The organism is Caulobacter sp. (genome assembly GCF_965279145.1).
Taxonomy (GTDB): domain Bacteria; phylum Pseudomonadota; class Alphaproteobacteria; order Caulobacterales; family Caulobacteraceae; genus Caulobacter.
This window is the reverse complement of sequence record NZ_OZ257139.1, coordinates 3,874,547-3,892,393: the sequence shown is the minus strand read 5'-3', so window position 1 is coordinate 3,892,393 and position 17,847 is coordinate 3,874,547. Positions and strand designations below refer to the sequence as shown.

The following is a 17,847-nucleotide window of genomic DNA, read 5'->3' as shown; positions in this document are numbered from 1 at the left end:
CCCCCATGTCTGCCGAAAAGAAACAAAATTTGCAGGACACGTTCCTGAACAGCGTGCGCAAGTCCAAGACGCCGCTCACGATCTTCCTCGTCAACGGCGTCAAGCTTCAGGGCGTTGTCAGCTGGTTTGACAACTTCTGTGTTCTGCTTCGTCGCGACGGCCAGTCGCAACTGGTCTATAAGCACGCCATCTCGACCATCATGCCGGCCCAGCCCGTCCAGCTGTATGAGCCGAGCGCCGACTCCGACGATTGAATTAGAGACGCTTGTCCAAATCTTCAAAATCCGTTGACCACGCGACGCCTGTTCTGAGGGCGTTTGTCATTCATCCGGTGCGGCCCGTACGGGGTCCGGCCGCAGCCTTGGTGCGTGATCCCAAATCACGACTTGAGGAAGCGGTTGGCCTCGCCATGGCGCTTGATCTCGACGTGGTGGAGACGATTATCGCCCCCTTGCGGACGGTTACGCCTGCAACTCTTTTCGGAAAGGGCAAGATCGAGGAATTCGAGGCGATTTGCGAAGTCGAGAAAATCGATGTCGCGGTGTTTGACGACCAGCTTACGCCCGTGCAGCAGCGCAACCTGGAGCGAAGCCTCAACGTCAAGGTTGTCGATCGAACCGGGTTGATCCTCGAAATCTTTGCCCGTCGTGCCCGAACACGGGAGGGTAAGCTGCAGGTCGAACTGGCGCGTCTCGACTACGAGAGATCGCGCCTCGTCCGTACCTGGACTCACCTCGAGCGGCAGCGCGGCGGCACCGGTAACACCGGCGGTCCCGGCGAGACGCAGATCGAGCTCGATCGGCGTCTGATCGCCGACAATATCCTGAAACTGAAGCGCGAGCTTGAAGAGGTGCGCCGCACCCGCACCCTGCATCGCAAGGCCCGCAAGAAGGTCCCGTACCCAACCGTGGCTTTGGTCGGCTACACAAACGCTGGCAAGTCGACGCTGTTCAACCGCCTGACCGCGGCCGAGGTCTTGGCCAAGGACATGCTGTTCGCGACGCTGGACCCGACCCTGCGGACCGTGAAACTGCCGGATGGCCGTCCGGCGATCCTGTCAGATACCGTCGGCTTCATCTCCGATTTGCCGCACGAACTGGTCGAGGCGTTCCGCGCCACCCTTGAGGAAGTGCAGGAGGCCGATGTCGTCCTGCACGTCCGCGACGTCGCCAATCCTGACAGCGACGCCCAGGCGCGCGACGTCGAGACGGTCCTCAAGGAACTCGGGGTTACCTTTGATGAAGGCAAGACCGTCGTCGAGGTCTGGAACAAGATCGACTTGGTGCCGGAGGACGAGCGCGAGGAAATTGAGGGGCACGCTCGGCGCGTCGAGGCCTCCACCGTTTCGGCCGTCACCGGTGAAGGTTGCGACGCCTTGCTCAAGCGCATCGGCGCCTTGATTGACGATTCCCCGCCGATCGCAATCCGTCTCACGGCTGGTGATGGTGAAGCCTTGGCCTGGATCTACCGCAACGGCCGCGTGCTCAGCCGTGAGGATGAAGCCGAGGGCGGTGTCCTGCTCGTCGCGCGCCTCGACGCTCAGGCCCTGGGCCGTTTCGAGCGCCAGTTTCCAGACGCCTTCGTGATGGTCGCCGCCTAACGGCGGCGACTAGACCGTCTTTTCCGCTCTCTTCGCGGCATCCCACAGCGCGTCCATTTCGGCGAGATCGGACTGGTCTGGCGTGCGGCCGTCCTTTGCCAGCGCGGCTTCGATATAGGCGAATCGTCTGGCGAACTTGGCGTTGGTCGCGCGCAGTGCGTCTTCCGGCTCGACATCGAGCTTGCGGGCCAGATTTGCGCAGACGAACAGCAGGTCGCCCAACTCCTCACGAGCCTTAGCCTGATCCCCGGCTTCGATCTCGACTTCGAGCTCGGCGATCTCCTCGCGCAGTTTGTCCAGAACTTCCTTGGTGGAGGGCCAGTCGAAGCCGACACGCGCCGCCCGTTTGGTCAGTTTCACGGCCCGCGTCAGAGCTGGAAGGCCGGGGGGGACGTCGTCGAGCACGCCGGTCTGGGCCTTGGCCTTGCGCTCCTGGGCCTTGAGCGCCTCCCACCCCGCCGTCTGGGCGGCTTGGTCATCATAGGCGTGATCGCCAAACACATGCGGGTGCCGACGGATCATCTTGTCGGAAATTGCCGCCGCGACATCGGCGAAAGTGAACACCCCTTGTTCTTGCGCCATTCGGGCATGAAAAACGACCTGAAGCAGAAGATCGCCCAACTCCTCTTTCAGGTCGCCCAGATCGCCGCGCTCAATGGCGTCGGCGACTTCATAGGCCTCCTCGACGGTGTAGGGCGCGATGGTGGCGAAGGTCTGCTGCTGATCCCAGGGGCAGCCGCCTACGGGATCACGCAGACGGGCCATGATCTCGATCAGACGAAAGAGCGGATGCTCGGGATCATTCGGCTGGGGCTGCAACGGCGACATGAGAATCCGGCTCAGGCTTATGGGGCGAGGGTGTCGCCGCATCCCGCGCCGCGAGCTGGCGCTGGATCTCGGCGACGCGAGTCGCGTCCAGCGGATACCGCAGCATGACAGCCGCGACCACAAGACCCATAGCGGCCGGCACGACCGCATAGAGCGCGATCAGGGCGGCGTCGCCCACGGCGGTCGGAAGCTTGGGGTCGAAACCCAGGACGGCCAGAAGTGGGAAAGAGCCTATAGCGAGCGCGTGTCCCAGCTTCACCGTGCCGTTGACCAAGGCGTAGAGTAGCCCGGTGCGGTCTGCTCCGCTGGCCAGACGCTCTTCGTCGCCGATGTCGGCCATCATCGATCGGACAAGCAGCGGAGCCGCTGAATAGGGCAGGCCCGCCAGGACAAGGATCAACGCTCCGGCCCAGGAATTTCCGACTGGCGTGAGCACCGCGCAGATCTGCACCGCTGCATAGAGCACCGAGGCGATGGCGAGAGCCTGATGCTTTCCGAGCCGCTTGGCCAGCACTGGCCAGATCGGCGCGCCGACCAGGGCGGCGACGAAGTAGATAAGAAGCAGAAGGCCGGCCTGGGTCTTGTCGAAGTGCTTGATGCGCTCAAAAAAGAAGAAGAACAGCGCGCCGGAAATTCCGGGCGCCAAGCCCATGAGCAGGTCGGCGAGCAACAGCTTGCGGACGGATCCGCGCTTCAAAAGATCCAGGTACTGCGGCAATCCCGATGCGTGCCTAATAGCGGGAGCGGCCGGTTCACCTACTGCACGGGTCGCCAGCAGAACCGAAAGAGGGATCAACAGGACAACAAACCAACCCATTGAGCGAATGCCGGCCGCGTGGTCTCCCTTGAAAGCGAGCGCGATAATCGGGGGCAAGGTCAACACCAGGATCATGCCGACCACGTTGCCCGCCTGCCACCAGCCATAGACTCTGGAACGCTGCTGATAGTCTCTGGAAAGCACCGAAGCCCACGCGGTGTGCGACAGCACCACCATGGAATATCCTGCATAGGTGACCACGAGCCAGAACCATAGATAGACCGGTCCGATTCCCGGCTTGGCCATGAAGAGCGCAAAAGCGCCAATCATCACCAACGGCGAGCCCGCGACCAGCCATGGCCTGAAACGTCCCCATTGCGTTCGGGTGCGGTCCATCATCCCGCCGATCAGCGGGTCAAAAAGGATGTCGATCAGTCGGACTATCAGGAAGGCCGCGCCGACGGCGCTGAGTGAGAGGCCAAGCTCGCTGGCGTAGAACTCGGGAAGATAGACCACGAGTGGCAATCCAAGCGCCGAAATGGGCAAGCAAGGGGCCGCGAACGCAGCCAATGACCACGACGATCGTCGATCGACCATTCCAAAATCCTCCCACCGGGCGGGTTGGCTCCCGCCTTGAACGTGATTAGTAGGGGCTAGCGCCCCTTGAACTCATTCTTGGCCAGCTTGTCAGCCAGTCGATCAAATGCTGTGTCTGCGTCGCTCCATGTGGAACTGTAGGGCGCGCGCGTGATGTCGGTTTCGTACCAACTGTAGTCTACGGGAACGCGCTCGCCGGACTTGGCGTGATATTCGCCCGCGATGCGGGCTCCGCCTACGCCGAAACTGGAATAGGAAAGACCGGACTGGCTGCTCATCTGCCGAAGGGTAGGGCGGTTGGGCCGAGCATCCTCAATCACGAGATCAAGTTCACCCCCGTCGGGCCGCAGCGCGCCGGACTTGTCCAGCGCCTTCTCGACGGTCCGCTTGAGTTCGCTTGTCAGGTAGTCGAACTCACGCTTGTCCATGATCTCGGTCTTTTTGGCGAGGTCAGAGCCGATGGTTACGCGAACGACCGATACGTCGGGAGCCGCAAGGGCTTGGCCGCAGGCGAGGGTGGTCAGAATCATGAAGGCGGCGAGTGCGGTTTTCATCGTCAGAACTCCGGGTCAGGCCCCTCGGATCAAACTGTGGAGCCTTCCCCCGGAAAACGCCAGAGCGTGTTCATGCTGTTCCAAACGTCTGTTCGTTTTTTCTTCCACGCGCGGCGAAGGCCAGCACGGCCCAGCCGGCAAGGGCTGAAAGAACCGAGCCCGCCAGAACTCCGAGCTTGGTCTCGTCCTGGAGGACCGCCGATCTGAACGCCAGATTGTTGATGAACAGGCTCATGGTGAAGCCCACGCCACACAAGAGCGAGACGCCATACAGCTGTGTCCAGTTCGCGCCCGTAGGTCGGCTCGCGGCGCCAAACTTGATCGCGAGGGCGCTGAAGCCGAAGACACCCAGCTGCTTGCCCAGGAACAGGCCTGCGGCGACGCCCAGTGTGGAAGGCGCAGAGAGGGCAACGATGCCTGTCGCGCCAAGGCTGACGCCCGCATTGGCGAACCCGAAGATCGGCACGATGAGGTAAGCCACCCATGGGTTCAGCCCATGTTCCAGTCGGTGGAGGGGAGAGTGAGTATCCTCGTGACCTTCGTGGGTCTTTCCGATCGGAATGGTCAAGGCCAGAGCCACACCGGACAGCGTCGCATGCACGCCTGACTTCAACAGGAGCCACCAGAGAAGGGCGCCGAGAAGCAGATAGGGCGTGAGGCGGACCACCTTCAGTCGATTCAAACCGACGAGGACGGCGATCACCGCCGCAGCGCCACCCAACGCCCACGCTGTAAGATGATCGGTGTAGAAGATCGCGATAATCAGGATCGCGCCCAGGTCATCAATGATGGCGAGAGCCGCCAGAAAGATCTTCAACGAGGCTGGCGCGACCCGCGGCCCCATGAGCGACAGGACGCCAAGCGCAAACGCGATATCGGTCGCCGCAGGTATCGCCCAACCCCTCAGGGAAGCTGCGGAGTGCAGATTTATCCCGACGTAGATGAGGGCCGGGACCAGCATGCCGCCAATGGCCGCCACGCCCGGAAGCACCCGCCGTGCCCAAGAAGAAAGCTCGCCGTCGATCGTCTCTCGCTTGATCTCCAGGCCGACCAGCAGAAAGAACACGGACATCAAGCCGTCATTGACCCAATGCGCCAGGCTCAGGCCTGCGATCTCGATATGCAGGCCCTGGAAATAGAGCTGGCCCAACGGTGAATTGGCGATGACCAACGCACTCGCCGCCGACGCCATCAGCAAAATCCCTCCGGCCGATTCCGTGGCCAGAAAAGCCCGCAAGGCCGCTTTGGGTCTCTGAAGAGTCATGCGCGGAGTTCCTGTGCCGAATGGCCTGAGTTGAACGGCGCCCCCTGCCACGAGCGTTAATATCTTGCTGGATTCGCCGACCAGACGTTGATCAAATCGTCCAACCTGATCTCGAAAGTCTTGATGCAGAGTTCTCTAGGGACTGATGACTCAAGCGCCTTGATAAGTCGCCGCGTTCCCGATGGTGACGCGCGATGACCGCGTGTGACTGTCATGGAAGCTCTACGTTGACGGTGCGTGGTGCAGCCTATAGGGCTGCGAACGCGTCAGGTTCCTCGAAAGAGGATGAATAGGGAACGGGGTTCAAAACCCCGGCTGCCCCCGCAACTGTAAGCGGCGAGCTTGCGCGTCACATGCCACTGGGACTCCGGTCCTGGGAAGGCGACGCGCCAAGCATTGACCCGTGAGCCAGGAGACCTGCCCGACGCGGTCGTTCATCGTCCGGCCGGGGTGCGCCGAGCGAACGGGATTTCCCGCGAAACGACATGTCAGTCAGGCCGCATCGCGGCCTCTAGCGTAGGCGTGTCTATGCGTTTGCGTCGGAGGGCGCGTGCGGGTCGTTCAAAGGAAGAAGACCCATGATCCGAGCGCTTCTGTGCTCCAGCACGCTTTCCACCACCCTGATCGCCGGCGCCGCCATGGCCGACGAGCAGCGGGCCCCTGAAATTGACGTGGCCGGTCGGGCCGGCGCTACGGCGGTGGCCGAACTCGTCGTTACCGCGACGCGCTCGCCGCAACCGGTCGAAAAGGTTGGCGCTTCGATCACCGTGCTGACAGCCGACGCAATCAAGGCCAGTCAGGCCACATCGGCGGTTGAGCTGCTGGCCCAGACTCCAAGCGTCAGCTTCGCACGCAACGGAGGCCCAGGAACGGCAACCAGCCTCTATATTCGCGGTGCTGAAACCCAGCACACGGTCGTGCTGATCGATGGCGTAAAGCTGAATGATCCATCCTCGACTCAAGGCGCCTACAACTCCGGAAACCTGATGATCGGTGACGTCTCGCGCATTGAAGTTCTGCGCGGCGCTCAATCGACCCTCTGGGGCAGTCAGGCCATCGGCGGCGTCGTCAATATCGTCACCACCGAAACCACCAAACCCTTTGAGAGCAACGCCAGTGTTGAAGGCGGCGCGCGCGGAACGGGCATGATCCGCGCCGGAGCCGGCGGCGCCAGCGACCGCGTCACCTGGCGCCTCGCAGGCAGCTACTACACCACGGACGGCTTCTCCTCTTACGCCCTGGGCAAGGAGAAGGACGGCTACCAGAATACCGCTGTGTCAGGTCGTGTACGCGTCGCGCTGACAGACGCAGTTTCGGCTGAGGTCCGCTCGGTCTACTCCGCCGGTCGCAACGACTTTGACGGCTTCGGCGTCGACTCGCCGGAGTTTGGCCGCACGAAGGAGTTGGTCGTCTATACCGGCCTGAACTTCAGCCTGCTGGACGGCCGTTTCAACAACCGGGTCGCCTATGGCTACACCGACACGGATCGCGAGAACCTCAACCCGGCCCGTCCTGCCGTTCCGCTGACCTTTGATGCCGCTGGCAAGAACAAACGCGTGGAATATCAGGGCGCATTCGCGCTTACCGATGTCGTGACGGCGTCGTTTGGCGCAGAGAGCGAGCGGTCGCGCATGCGCACCCGCACGCCTAGCACGTCTCTTCCGAACCCCGCTTTCAAGACTGGGCGCGTGGGAGTCGACACCGTTTACGGTCAGGTGCAAGCGGAGGTGGCTAGCGGCCTCACGCTGACGGGCGGCCTGCGCCACGAAAACCACGATACCTACGGCGCCCACACGCTGGGTCAGGTCTCTGCCGCTTGGGCGTTGAATGATGGTGCGACCGTGCTGCGCGCTAGTTTCGGTCAGGGATTCCGCGCGCCGGGTCTCTACGAGCTCTACAGTGAATACGGAAATCTGGACCTTGGTCCGGAAGAGTTCGATAGCTGGGACGCGGGCGTAGAACAGCACTTTCTGGGAGGCAAGGCCAAGGTCTCGGCCACCGTGTTCAAGCGCGACGCGGACAACGAGATCCGTTTCTTTTCGTGCTCCTCGACCTCTACGGAGGCCCAGTGCCGGCCGGGCGGAAACTTCCGCTACGGCTACTACAAGAACATCCAGAAGACCGAGACCAAGGGACTGGAACTGATTGGTCAACTTGAGGTGACAAGCCGGCTTACCGTATCGGGCAACTATACCTACACAGACGCCGAGAACGCCTCGGGCGCAGCGGCCGGCAAGCAACTGACCCGACGCGCCAAGGACCTGGCCAATCTGTCGGCGAGCTATCGTTGGCCAGTTGGCCTGAGCACCACAGTCGCGGCGCGCTATGTCGGCAAGACGTTCAACAACGACGCCAACACCGTCGCCGTCAGCGGTTACACGCTGGTGGATCTGCGGGCCTCTTACCCGATCAACGAGACCCTGGAATTCTATGGCCGGGTGGAAAACGCCTTCGACGAACACTACCAGACAATCCTGGGCTACGGGACACCGGGGCGAGGCGCCTTCATCGGCGTACGCGCCAAGTTCTAGCCGAGACGCCGACAGACCGTCGGCTTGCCAAACGGTGGCCGTCTCTGCGAGGCGCCACCGTTTTTGCGGCTGTTCTGCCCGACCCGCCCGACATGGGTCGGGTAGGGCGGAGGCCCGGCGCAAGCTTTGGAGGATGATCATGGCGGCGTTGATGATTCAGGGCTGCGGATCGGATGTAGGCAAATCCGTGCTGGTCGCCGGGCTGTGTAGAGTCTTCGCCAATCGGGGTCTGACCGTGCGCCCCTTCAAGCCGCAGAACATGTCCAACAATGCCGCCGTGACGAGCGACGGTGGTGAGATCGGACGGGCCCAGGCTCTGCAAGCTCTGGCCTGCAGGACGCCTCCGACTGTCGACATGAATCCCGTGCTCCTCAAACCGCAGAGTGATGTGGGAGCTCAACTCATCGTTCTGGGCAAGATGATGGGGACGTGGGAGGCGAGGGGCTTTCAGGAGCGTAAGGGCGAGTTGCTCGACACTGTCCTGACAAGCTTTCGCAGGCTGGAGGCCACGTGTGACCTCGTGATCGTGGAGGGCGCTGGCAGTCCCGCCGAGATCAACCTTCGCGCGGGAGACATCGCCAACATGGGCTTTGCCCGTGCGGCCAACGTGCCGGTCGTTCTGGTTGGCGACATCGACCGAGGTCACGTCATCGCGGCCCTGGTCGGCGCCTATGCCGTGCTTGAAGCGGAAGATCGCGCGATGATCCGGGGTTTCCTGATCAACAAGTTTCGAGGTGATCCCTCGCTGTTCCGGGACGGCCGCCTGGAGATCACTCGACGCACACGCTGGACGGATTTCGGCATGGCGACCTGGATGGCCGCGGCGCGATCCTTGCCGGCTGAAGACGCTGTGATCCTGGACCGTGCGATGAAGGGAAACGGTCGAAAGACCAGGATCGTGGTTCCGATGCTGTCGCGCATGGCCAATTTCGATGACTTTGACGCCCTTCGTTCGGAGCCCGAGGTGGACTTTGACTTCATCCCCCCTGGTCAGCCACTGCCTGGCGATGCGGATTTGGTGATCCTGCCAGGCACCAAGGCGACACTGGCTGACCTGGCCTTTTTCCGAACCCAGGGGTGGGACATTGACCTCGTCGCTCACGTACGCAGGGGCGGGCATGTGCTAGGCGTTTGCGGTGGGTATCAGATGCTGGGGCGGACCTTGAGCGATCCTGATGGAGTGGAAGGTCCGCCCGAAACGGTCGCTGGTCTTGGACTACTGGACGTGGATACGACCCTGACGGGCGCAAAGGTGCTGGCGTCGGTGGCGGGGCGCTTCGTCGCCGCTGAGGCTCGATTTGAAGGCTATGAAATGCATGTCGGTCGCACGACTGTCTCGGCGCGGCCGATGCTGGCGCTCGACAGCGGAGCGACGGATGGCGCAACGTCTCCAGACGGCAGGATCATGGGTTGTTATGTCCATGGCCTATTTAACAAGGGCGACGCAAGACGGGCATTTTTACGGACGCTTGGCGCATTTTCCAACGCCCTGGACCAGACTGATCGCGTGGACAGGGCCCTGGACGAAATCGCGGCAACCCTGGAATGCGAATTTGACATCCGGGGCTTGGCAGACTTGGCGGGCCTAGGGGCAACGATGTGATCTTGTGTCAAGTTCGCGGGGCATAAAGCTGTATCGCCTAAGATATATTATCAGAAATATATGCGCCTTTGAGCCAGGACCCCGCTAGATCGACTGCTATCGCCTCGCGGCGTTTACCTGAGCGCTTCCGGCCAGCGCCAATGTCGATTTCAAGTCCATGACAACGTTATCAAATTAGACGCCTAGCCCTATTGCCGAATACTGTGACCCCAAGTCGGACAAGAGCTCCGTCACTCACGCAGGCAGGACTGGCACTATGAGCAATAATGCCCTGGGCGCGAACACGCCCTCGACGAAACATGCGCGCCTGCTGGCCTGGGTCGACGAGATCGCGGCCTTGACCAAGCCGGAAGCCGTTCACTGGTGCGATGGCTCGGACGCTGAATGGTCCGCTCTGACTGACCAACTGATCGCAGCCGGTACGCTAAAGCGCTTGAATCCAGATCTTCGGCCGAACTCATTCCATGCCGCCTCGGACCCACGTGACGTCGCACGGGTCGAGAGCCGTACCTTCATCTGCTCCGAAGACCCGATCGACGCGGGCCCGACTAATAACTGGCGCGACCCCATTGAGATGCGAGGGTTGTTGAACGGCCTGTTCGACGGCTGCATGCGGGGCAGGACCATGTACGTCGTGCCGTTTTCAATGGGTCCGGTGGGATCGCCGATCAGCGCCTTGGGCGTCGAAATCACCGATAGCGCCTACGTCGCCGTCTCGATGCGAGTGATGACCCGGATGGGTCAGGCGGCGCTTGACGCACTGGGAGACGACGGCTTCTTTGTGCCTGCCGTCCACACCTTGGGAGCGCCGTTAGCGCCAGGCCAGGTTGACGTGCCGTGGCCGTGCAACGACGACAAGTATATCGTCCATTTCCCCGAAAGCCGCGAGATTTGGTCCTACGGCTCAGGCTACGGCGGGAACGCGCTGCTTGGAAAGAAGTGCTACGCGCTGCGCATCGCTTCGGTGATGGCGCGGGATGAGGGTTGGCTGGCCGAGCACATGTTGATCCTCAAGCTGACTTCGCCGGCGGGCAAGGTTCGCTATGTGGCCGCCGCCTTCCCTAGCGCGTGCGGCAAGACGAACATGGCCATGCTGCGGCCTACCCTGCCCGGCTGGAAAGCTGAGACGATCGGTGACGACATCTGCTGGATGCGGTTCGGAGCCGACGGAAGGCTGTACGCGATCAATCCCGAGGCGGGCTTCTTTGGCGTCGCTCCCGGCACGGGCGTGAAGACCAACCGAAACGCCGTCGACACCCTGCACTCCAACTGTATCTACACCAATGTCGCGCTGACACCGGACGGTGATGTCTGGTGGGAAGGCCTCACAGAGACTCCCCCCGAGGGCCTTACCGACTGGAAGGGGCGCGCCTGGACGCCTGAGCTAGGCGAGCCGGCCGCGCATCCCAACGCGCGGTTTGCCGTGCCCGCCGGCCAGTGCCCAGTGATCGCCGACGAATGGGAAGATCCCGCCGGCGTACCGATCTCGGCCATCCTGTTCGGCGGGCGCCGCGCCTCGGCGGTTCCTTTGGTCACCGAGGCTTTTGACTGGGAGCATGGCGTATTCCTGGCCTCCAATGTCGCCTCCGAAGGCACTGCGGCGGCCGAGAACAGCATCGGCGAACTGCGCCGCGACCCCTTCGCCATGCTACCGTTCTGCGGCTACAACATGGGCGACTACTTCAATCATTGGCTTAAGGTTGGGGCGTCGGCTGATCCAGCAAAGCTGCCGCGGATCTACTTCGTCAACTGGTTCCGCAAGGATGAGCATGGCAGGTTCGTATGGCCCGGCTATGGCGAGAACAGCCGTGTGTTGAAGTGGATCGTCGATCGTCTGGAGGGTGAAGCCGAGGCCGTGGACAGCCCGATCGGTCGCCTGCCGTTGCGCGATGGCCTCGACCTGGAGGGCCTGAATCTGACCCAGGCCCAGCTTGACCTGCTGCTCACCGTCGACCCGGTCATATGGCGCGCAGAGGCGGCCTTGATCCCGGACGCCTACTCCAAATTCGGTGATCGACTGCCGCCGCAGCTTTGGGCCCAACTGGACACGCTCAACCAGCGGCTCTCCAGGCTGGATCAACCGGCGAAACGACTTGAACCCGCCTGACAGGCCGTGAGCAAAAGCGGGACATCGGCTAGTCCCGTCGATTGCTAGAGCCTCAGATCCGCGTAGCCCTTGGAGCTATCACTGAAGTGCGCGCCGAACGGTCGTGATCGCGTGCCCACGCGCTTGAGGATCGATCGGGCTCTTGCGTCGCCGGCCAGGGACGGCATCCCTCGCGTTGTCGTGTCATTTGGCCCGCCCGTGCCGATCTCATTCAGCGTGATGGGTACGAGACGCGCCGACCGGCAACGGCCTTTGCGGAAAGCGCAATCGACCATCACGCTTTCCCAGGCCTCCGATGGATAGGAGCCTGGAGGCTTCTCCGTCTGGAAGAGGAAATTTCCCAGCCCAAAGAACAGCGGCGCGCCCCGATGGATTTCAATGCCCTGCAGTAGCGGAGCGCCATGGCCGACGAACACCGAGGCACCAGCTTCCGCGCAGCGCTTTGCGAACCTCCGCTGCCATGGCGGGACCATGGCCATGTCGGGCTCCCAATCATGATTGTGCTGGTAGGCGATCACGACGTCAGCGCGTTGCGACGCATCCGACAGCGCATCCAGCACTCTGGCCTCGTCAGCGGGCGCGATATGACCGTCAGGGCCGCGACGTAGCTCGTTGACGCCGGGGCGACTGGCGGTAGCCGCGCCGCCTTCCCGCACCTTCCCGGTGGCGCAGGCCACAAGCGCGACGGTTCCATGCGGTGTTTGCAGAAACCCCGGCGCTGCCGCGCGAGCAAGGTCCTCGCCGGTTCCCGCGGTCGCCAGACCAGCTGCATCTAACGCCGCAAGGGTGTCGAGAATGCCGCCAGAGCCCAGATCAAAGGCATGATTGTTCGAGGTCGCCACTAGCCGGACGTTCATCGCCTTGAGGGTATCCAACACCTCAGGGCCAGCGGCGTGCAGGGTCAGCGCCTCTCGCGTCGGCGCGCCAGCGCGGGAACCCAGGATCACTGTCTCCAGATTGGTGAAGCACGCATCGGCCTTCGCGAGCCTGTCGGCCACGCGCTCACGATCCGGCCAGGCGGCCAAAGATACGTCGTGCTCAATCAGAGCCTGGCCCAGCAGCGTCAGCTTGAGGTCGTGCGGAGCCGCCAAGCTGGGCGACACCCAAGCGCCAAGGCCCGCGCCCAGAAAATGCCTGCGGTTCATCGATGTTCCCTCGTTGCGGCGACCATAAGTAGCCGCTCCATACGCTGCTAGGTCATGCGCGCTGCGCATGGCCCGATACCGCCGCGCAATGCAGTTGTCGGACTGGGATCGGCCTGCGACGCTCGGTCCAACGGGGAAGGTTTCCAATGACGACTGAAGATCCGCGCGGCTCGTCCGCTCGCCGGGGGACGCGGCTGCTCGATCGCATCGAGAAGATCGGTGACGCCCTCCCCGACCCCGTCTTGATCTTCGCCGGCTGTATCGCGCTTCTGATCATTGTTTCAGTGATCGCCAGCTCCATGGGCTGGAGCGCAACCAACCCCGTCACGGGCGCCCACCTGAAGACCCAGAGCCTGTTGTCGGAAGCCAACCTTTCCAAGCTTTTCGCCGACATGCCAGACACTCTCACCAGCTTCCCGCCGCTGGGCCTGGTCTTGGTGGTCATGCTGGGCGCCGCCGTGGCCGAGCGGACCGGCCTGTTTGGAGCGCTGCTCGGCGGCGCGGTGCGAAAACTGCACAAGCGCGCCCTCACCCCCGCGATCTTCCTGATCGGGCTCATGTCGCACCACGCGGCCGACGCGGCCTATGTCGTCCTGATCCCGCTGTCGGCTCTGATCTTCGCCGAAAGCGGCCGGCATCCTCTCGCCGGCGTCGCCGTGGCCTATGCGGGCATTTCCGGCGCTTTCGCCGGCAATATCCTGCCCGGACAATTCGACGTGTTGATCCTGGGTATCACCGAACCGGCCGCCCAGTTGATCGACCCGAACTTCGTGATGAACCCGCTGGGTAACTGGTGGTTCACCCTGTCAATCGGACTTCTGTTCACGCCCATCGCCTGGTGGGTGACCGACAGGGTCGTTGAGCCCCGGCTTGGTCCCTGGAGCGCCAGGGATGCGGATGGGGCCGATGCTGGCGCAAGTTTTGACGTGATCGGCGAGGCCCAACGTCGCGGTCTGCGCCGCGCGGGTTTGGCGGCGCTGGTGGTCATCGCCCTCTTCGCCGCTCTGACGCTATGGCCCGGCTTCTCGCCGCTGATTGATCAGACGGCCGTCGGACCGCGCCGAATGACGCCGTTCTATCAAGCGCTGATCGCCGCCTTCATGCTGCTGTTCCTGGCGAGTGGCTGGGCCTATGGCTCGGCCACCGGCGCGATCAAGACCCATCGCGACGTCGTCGGCATGATGGCGCATGGCATGAAGGAGATGGCGCCCTATCTGGTGCTGGCCTTCTTCGCCGCTCATTTCGTGGCGATGTTCAGCTGGTCCAAACTCGGCCCCGTCCTGGCGGTGAAGGGCGCCGAGATGTTGCAGGGCGTTGGGCTGCCAAAGCCTCTCCTCCTCCTGGCGCTGCTATCGATGTCGGCGGTACTGGACCTCGTGATCGGGTCGGCCTCGGCCAAGTGGAGCGCGATGGCACCGGTGGTGGTGCCGATGCTGATGCTTCTAGGCATATCGCCGGAGATGACGACCGCCGCCTATCGGATGGGCGACTCGATCTTCAATATCGTGACGCCCCTCGCCTCCAACTTTCCGCTCGTTCTGATCCTGTGCCAGCGATGGCGACCCAGGTTCGGGGTAGGCTCGATGATCGCGCTGATGCTGCCCTACTGTCTGGGCTTCATGATCGGCGGTGTGTTGCTGGTGCTCGTCTTTGTCGGCTTCAAGCTACCCGTGGGGCCAGGCGCTCCAGGGGTCTACCAGGTGATATCGACTACCCACGCGCCGTCCTGATGAGTCGACCTAGCCGTAGTCCATTCAGCTGCCTGTTCCGATGTTCCGCACCCTGGCTGGGCCCCGCATAGGCCCCGCCAGGGTTTTTCGTGTTCGCTGACGAGCGCAGCCATACGAACCGCTCATGGCCCGATCAGAAAGCGCAATGGCGTTGCGCCATGAAAGTCCGCCCCCCACGCTTCAAGGGTCGGCAGGGGGTCATGCGCGGTCGGCGCAGGGCGAAGTCGGCGACATAGGGGAGTTATCCATGCAGGCCTTGAACGTGCGCGCGCTGTGCGCCGGAACCGCCTATGCGGCGCTACTGACCTGCGCCGCGACGCCGGTCTTCGCCCAGACCGCCGCCAATTCATCCGATACGGTCGAGGAAATCATCGTCACGGGATCGCGCATCCAGCGCAAGGACGCTGACGGTGTGGGTGTCGTCACCACCCTGACAGAAGCCGATATCAAGAATTCGGGGGCGGGTTCGGTTGGCGAACTTCTGCAAAAGCTCCCGTCCGCGGGCGTCAGCCTCAGCAGCAACGGCACGCAAGGCACTTCCTACGGCGCCAGCTCGATCAACCTGCGCTACCTCGGCGGCGCAGAGGGCAGCGGCAACCGCGTGCTGGTGCTGGTCGATGGCCATCGCTGGGTCGATGGCGTGGGTCAGCGCGGCTTCCGCGACTTCGTGGATCTGAACACCATGCCGCTGGGCATGATCGAGGGTCTTGAGGTGTTGAAAGACGGAGCCTCGGCCATCTATGGATCCGACGCCATCGCCGGCGTGGTGAACATCAAGACGGCACGCGATTTCGATGGCGTAAAGGCTCAGGCCAAATATGGCGTGAGCTCCGAAGGCGACGGTCAGCAGTATTCGGGCGTCGTCAATTTCGGCAAGCGCTTCGACCGTTCCGCCATTGTGGTCTCCCTGAGCTATGTGAAGGACAAGCCGATCCTCACAGCGGATCGCGATCTGACCCGTGTCACCCTGGTCCCCACGACCGCCGTGGGCACCAGCCCCAATGGCCTGTTCATCCTGCCTGGCCTTTCGGCCAATACCTATTTCGGCACGGCGGCGGGCTTCGCGGCGTCGGCCAGTCCGGCAGCCTTCAATGCCGGCGCGACGATCGGCGCGGGCGCTGCGGCCGATGAGGCATTCCACACGGCAGCCCTGCCGGGCGACTACTACAACACACTGGCCCAGGGCATCTATTCGGCGGGCCCCAGCGAACGCTATGGCGTCTACGCCCGCTACACCGCCGACCTTGATCACAACATCCGGATGAAGGTCGAGGGGCTCTTCAACGAGCGGAAATCCGACCAGCTGTTCTCGCCGGTCCTGCTCGACATTGGCGGCTCCGCGGGCACCATCCGCGGCTTTTCGATCCCTAACAACCAGGCCTTCAACCCGTTCGGCACGGCCAACGGCGTTCCGATCGCCAACGCTGTCGGCTTTGCGGCCAACCAGGCCTGGCGCATTCGCAAAGTCATGACCGCCGTCGGCAATCGCGACAACGTTCAGGACGTCAAGACCATGCGCGTGGCCGGCGGCTTCGACGGCTCGGTCAAGCTGCTCGGACGCGATTGGAAGTGGGACGTCTACGCCCTGTATTCCAAGAACAAGATCAATTCGCAGGCCCTGAACGGGGTCAATTACGACAGACTGGCCCTGGGTCTTGGCGCGTCGTGCTCCAACACGCCCGGCTGCGTGCCGATCAACCTGTTCTCGACGATGACGGCGGCCCAGGCCGACTACATCCGCTACACGGTCGTCGAGTCCAACAGCACCTCGATCTATGATTTCACGGCCAATATCACCGGCGAGCTCTTCCAGCTTCCGGCGGGCCCGCTGGCCATTGCCGCGGGCGTGGAGCACCGTACAAACAAGGCGGTCGACAACCCCGATGCGTATGTCAACGCCCTACCGACCAATATCCCGACGCCAGCGGTGGGTTCGACCTTCGCCAGCAACACCACGACCACAGGCCAGACCCGGTCAATCACGCGCGGCAAGTACAGTCTGAACGAAGCCTATATCGAAGCCGCCGTCCCGCTTCTGAAGGATATGGTTCTCGCCAAGAGCCTCGATCTCAGCCTGGCCATCCGCTACTCGGACTACGATACCGTCGGCGGTGACAGCACCGCCAAGGTCGGCGTGGGCTGGCGGCCGATCGAGGATATCCTCGTGCGGGGCACCTATGCACAGGGCTTCCGAGCTCCTTCGATCCTTGAACTTTACCAAGGGGGGCGGCAGACCAGCTTCCAGGGGACAGACCCCTGCAACGGCGGAGCGTCGGCTCACACCAATCTGCCGGGCTGCGTCGGTGTGCCGACCGGGTACAACCAGGCCAATTACAACCTGAATGGCCTGATCGCGGGCACAATCTCGGGCAATACGAAGCTGAAGGCCGAGACTGCGGACACCTACAGCTTTGGCCTGGCCCTGAAGCCCCGCTTCGCTCCCGGCCTCACCGCTACGGTCGACTGGTACGAGATCAAGGTGAAAGACGCGATCGCCTCGCAGTCGGCCACCCAGATCCTGAGCCTCTGCGCCCAGCAGGGCGGCGTGTTCTGCGATCTGGTGGCGCGCGATGCGTCGACCGGAGCCATCACCAACCTGCTGCAGGGCGCGCAGAACCTTGCCGAGATCGAGACCTCCGGGATCGACACCACGATCCGCTATGAGTTCGCTACCAATATCGGCCGTTTCGCCGCCGTGGTCGACACCTCCTACCTGGACACCTTCAAGACCACGAGCCCGAACCCAACCGGCGGCGCGCCGATCATCGACGAGCGGGCCGGCAAGGGTGATCAGCCGCGCTCGACCTATCCGCACTGGAAGGGGCAGGCCTCGCTGACCTGGACCCTCGGGTCATGGAACGCCCTGTGGCGCGGTCGCTATATCGGCGAGAGCACCGATGTCGTGAATACCGTGAAGGACGCCAAGACCGCCTCCATCTTCTACAATGACCTTGAAGCCGGCTACGCCTTCAACACCTACGACACGGCCGTCAGCCTCGGGGTCAGCAACGTGTTCGATGAGGCGCCGCCGGCGTCCTACGCCAACGCCCCGATCAACTACGACATCTACAGCTACGACGCCCGCGGCCGTTACATGTACGTCCGCGTGTCGGCGAAGTTCTAGGATCGCG

Annotated in this window: 12 protein-coding genes and 1 riboswitch; of the genes, 7 read left to right on the top strand and 5 right to left on the bottom strand. The window is 62.9% G+C overall.

What is annotated here, in order from left to right:
• The first annotated feature begins 5 nt into the window (after positions 1–5).
• Both hfq and hflX read left to right on the top strand, forming a co-directional pair.
• Entirely contained in the window at positions 6–254 is a 249-nt protein-coding gene (gene hfq / locus ACQY9P_RS18150) for an RNA chaperone Hfq (RefSeq protein ID WP_013079113.1), read from the top strand.
• 11 nt (positions 255–265) lie between these two features.
• Positions 266–1,600 (top strand): GTPase HflX, encoded by a 1,335-nt coding sequence (gene hflX / locus ACQY9P_RS18145; protein WP_421737829.1) that lies wholly within the window; start codon positions 266–268, stop codon positions 1,598–1,600.
• 9 nt (positions 1,601–1,609) lie between these two features.
• Here hflX and mazG read toward each other — a convergent pair whose 3' ends face one another.
• The 4 genes from mazG to nhaA all read right to left on the bottom strand — a co-directional run bounded on the left by mazG (position 1,610) and on the right by nhaA (position 5,600).
• On the bottom strand, positions 1,610–2,428 hold the full coding sequence (gene mazG, locus ACQY9P_RS18140; protein ID WP_421737830.1) for a nucleoside triphosphate pyrophosphohydrolase: 819 nt from the start codon (positions 2,426–2,428) through the stop codon (positions 1,610–1,612).
• A complete protein-coding gene (locus tag ACQY9P_RS18135) occupies positions 2,400–3,782 on the bottom strand; it encodes an MFS transporter (protein ID WP_421737831.1) in 1,383 nt (460 codons plus the stop codon). Before ACQY9P_RS18135 ends, mazG begins: the two co-directional genes overlap by 29 nt.
• A 56-nt stretch (positions 3,783–3,838) precedes the next feature.
• Positions 3,839–4,336 carry a hypothetical protein gene (locus ACQY9P_RS18130; protein WP_421737832.1) on the bottom strand — a complete coding sequence of 166 codons (498 nt, stop codon included), beginning with the start codon at positions 4,334–4,336 and terminating at the stop codon, positions 3,839–3,841.
• Between the two features lie 70 nt (positions 4,337–4,406).
• Entirely contained in the window at positions 4,407–5,600 is a 1,194-nt protein-coding gene (nhaA, locus tag ACQY9P_RS18125; protein WP_421737833.1) for a Na+/H+ antiporter NhaA, read from the bottom strand.
• Between the two features lie 251 nt (positions 5,601–5,851).
• A riboswitch (cobalamin riboswitch) is annotated at positions 5,852–6,039 on the top strand.
• 139 nt (positions 6,040–6,178) lie between these two features.
• Here nhaA and ACQY9P_RS18120 point away from each other — a divergent pair.
• The 3 genes from ACQY9P_RS18120 (at position 6,179) to ACQY9P_RS18110 (ending at position 11,841) form a co-directional block, all read left to right on the top strand.
• Positions 6,179–8,131, top strand: a complete 1,953-nt coding sequence (locus ACQY9P_RS18120; protein ID WP_421737834.1) for a TonB-dependent receptor plug domain-containing protein — start codon at positions 6,179–6,181, stop codon at positions 8,129–8,131.
• 139 nt (positions 8,132–8,270) lie between these two features.
• Entirely contained in the window at positions 8,271–9,734 is a 1,464-nt protein-coding gene (locus ACQY9P_RS18115; RefSeq protein WP_421737835.1) for a cobyric acid synthase, read from the top strand.
• A gap of 256 nt (positions 9,735–9,990) precedes the next feature.
• Entirely contained in the window at positions 9,991–11,841 is a 1,851-nt protein-coding gene (locus ACQY9P_RS18110) for a phosphoenolpyruvate carboxykinase (GTP) (RefSeq protein WP_421737836.1), read from the top strand.
• A gap of 44 nt (positions 11,842–11,885) precedes the next feature.
• Here the strand turns inward: ACQY9P_RS18110 and ACQY9P_RS18105 are convergent, their stop codons facing one another.
• Positions 11,886–12,986 carry a CapA family protein gene (locus ACQY9P_RS18105; protein WP_421737837.1) on the bottom strand — a complete coding sequence of 367 codons (1,101 nt, stop codon included), beginning with the start codon at positions 12,984–12,986 and terminating at the stop codon, positions 11,886–11,888.
• 146 nt (positions 12,987–13,132) lie between these two features.
• Here ACQY9P_RS18105 and ACQY9P_RS18100 point away from each other — a divergent pair, with 146 nt between their 5' ends.
• On the top strand, positions 13,133–14,716 hold the full coding sequence (locus tag ACQY9P_RS18100) for an AbgT family transporter (RefSeq protein WP_421737838.1): 1,584 nt from the start codon (positions 13,133–13,135) through the stop codon (positions 14,714–14,716).
• A gap of 247 nt (positions 14,717–14,963) precedes the next feature.
• Positions 14,964–17,840, top strand: a complete 2,877-nt coding sequence (locus tag ACQY9P_RS18095) for a TonB-dependent receptor (protein WP_421737839.1) — start codon at positions 14,964–14,966, stop codon at positions 17,838–17,840.
• Positions 17,841–17,847 lie beyond the last annotated feature (7 nt).

Bases quoted from the DNA above. Each gene is read 5' to 3' on its own strand.
- hfq (WP_013079113.1), top strand. From the start codon at position 6: ATGTCTGCCGAAAAGAAACAAAATTTGCAGGACACGTTCCTGAACAGC.
- mazG (WP_421737830.1), bottom strand. From the start codon at position 2,428: ATGTCGCCGTTGCAGCCCCAGCCGAATGATCCCGAGCATCCGCTCTTT.
- ACQY9P_RS18135 (WP_421737831.1), bottom strand. From the start codon at position 3,782: ATGGTCGATCGACGATCGTCGTGGTCATTGGCTGCGTTCGCGGCCCCT.
- ACQY9P_RS18130 (WP_421737832.1), bottom strand. From the start codon at position 4,336: ATGAAAACCGCACTCGCCGCCTTCATGATTCTGACCACCCTCGCCTGC.
- nhaA (WP_421737833.1), bottom strand. From the start codon at position 5,600: ATGACTCTTCAGAGACCCAAAGCGGCCTTGCGGGCTTTTCTGGCCACG.
- ACQY9P_RS18120 (WP_421737834.1), top strand. From the start codon at position 6,179: ATGATCCGAGCGCTTCTGTGCTCCAGCACGCTTTCCACCACCCTGATC.
- ACQY9P_RS18115 (WP_421737835.1), top strand. From the start codon at position 8,271: ATGGCGGCGTTGATGATTCAGGGCTGCGGATCGGATGTAGGCAAATCC.
- ACQY9P_RS18110 (WP_421737836.1), top strand. From the start codon at position 9,991: ATGAGCAATAATGCCCTGGGCGCGAACACGCCCTCGACGAAACATGCG.
- ACQY9P_RS18105 (WP_421737837.1), bottom strand. From the start codon at position 12,986: ATGAACCGCAGGCATTTTCTGGGCGCGGGCCTTGGCGCTTGGGTGTCG.
- ACQY9P_RS18100 (WP_421737838.1), top strand. From the start codon at position 13,133: ATGACGACTGAAGATCCGCGCGGCTCGTCCGCTCGCCGGGGGACGCGG.
- ACQY9P_RS18095 (WP_421737839.1), top strand. From the start codon at position 14,964: ATGCAGGCCTTGAACGTGCGCGCGCTGTGCGCCGGAACCGCCTATGCG.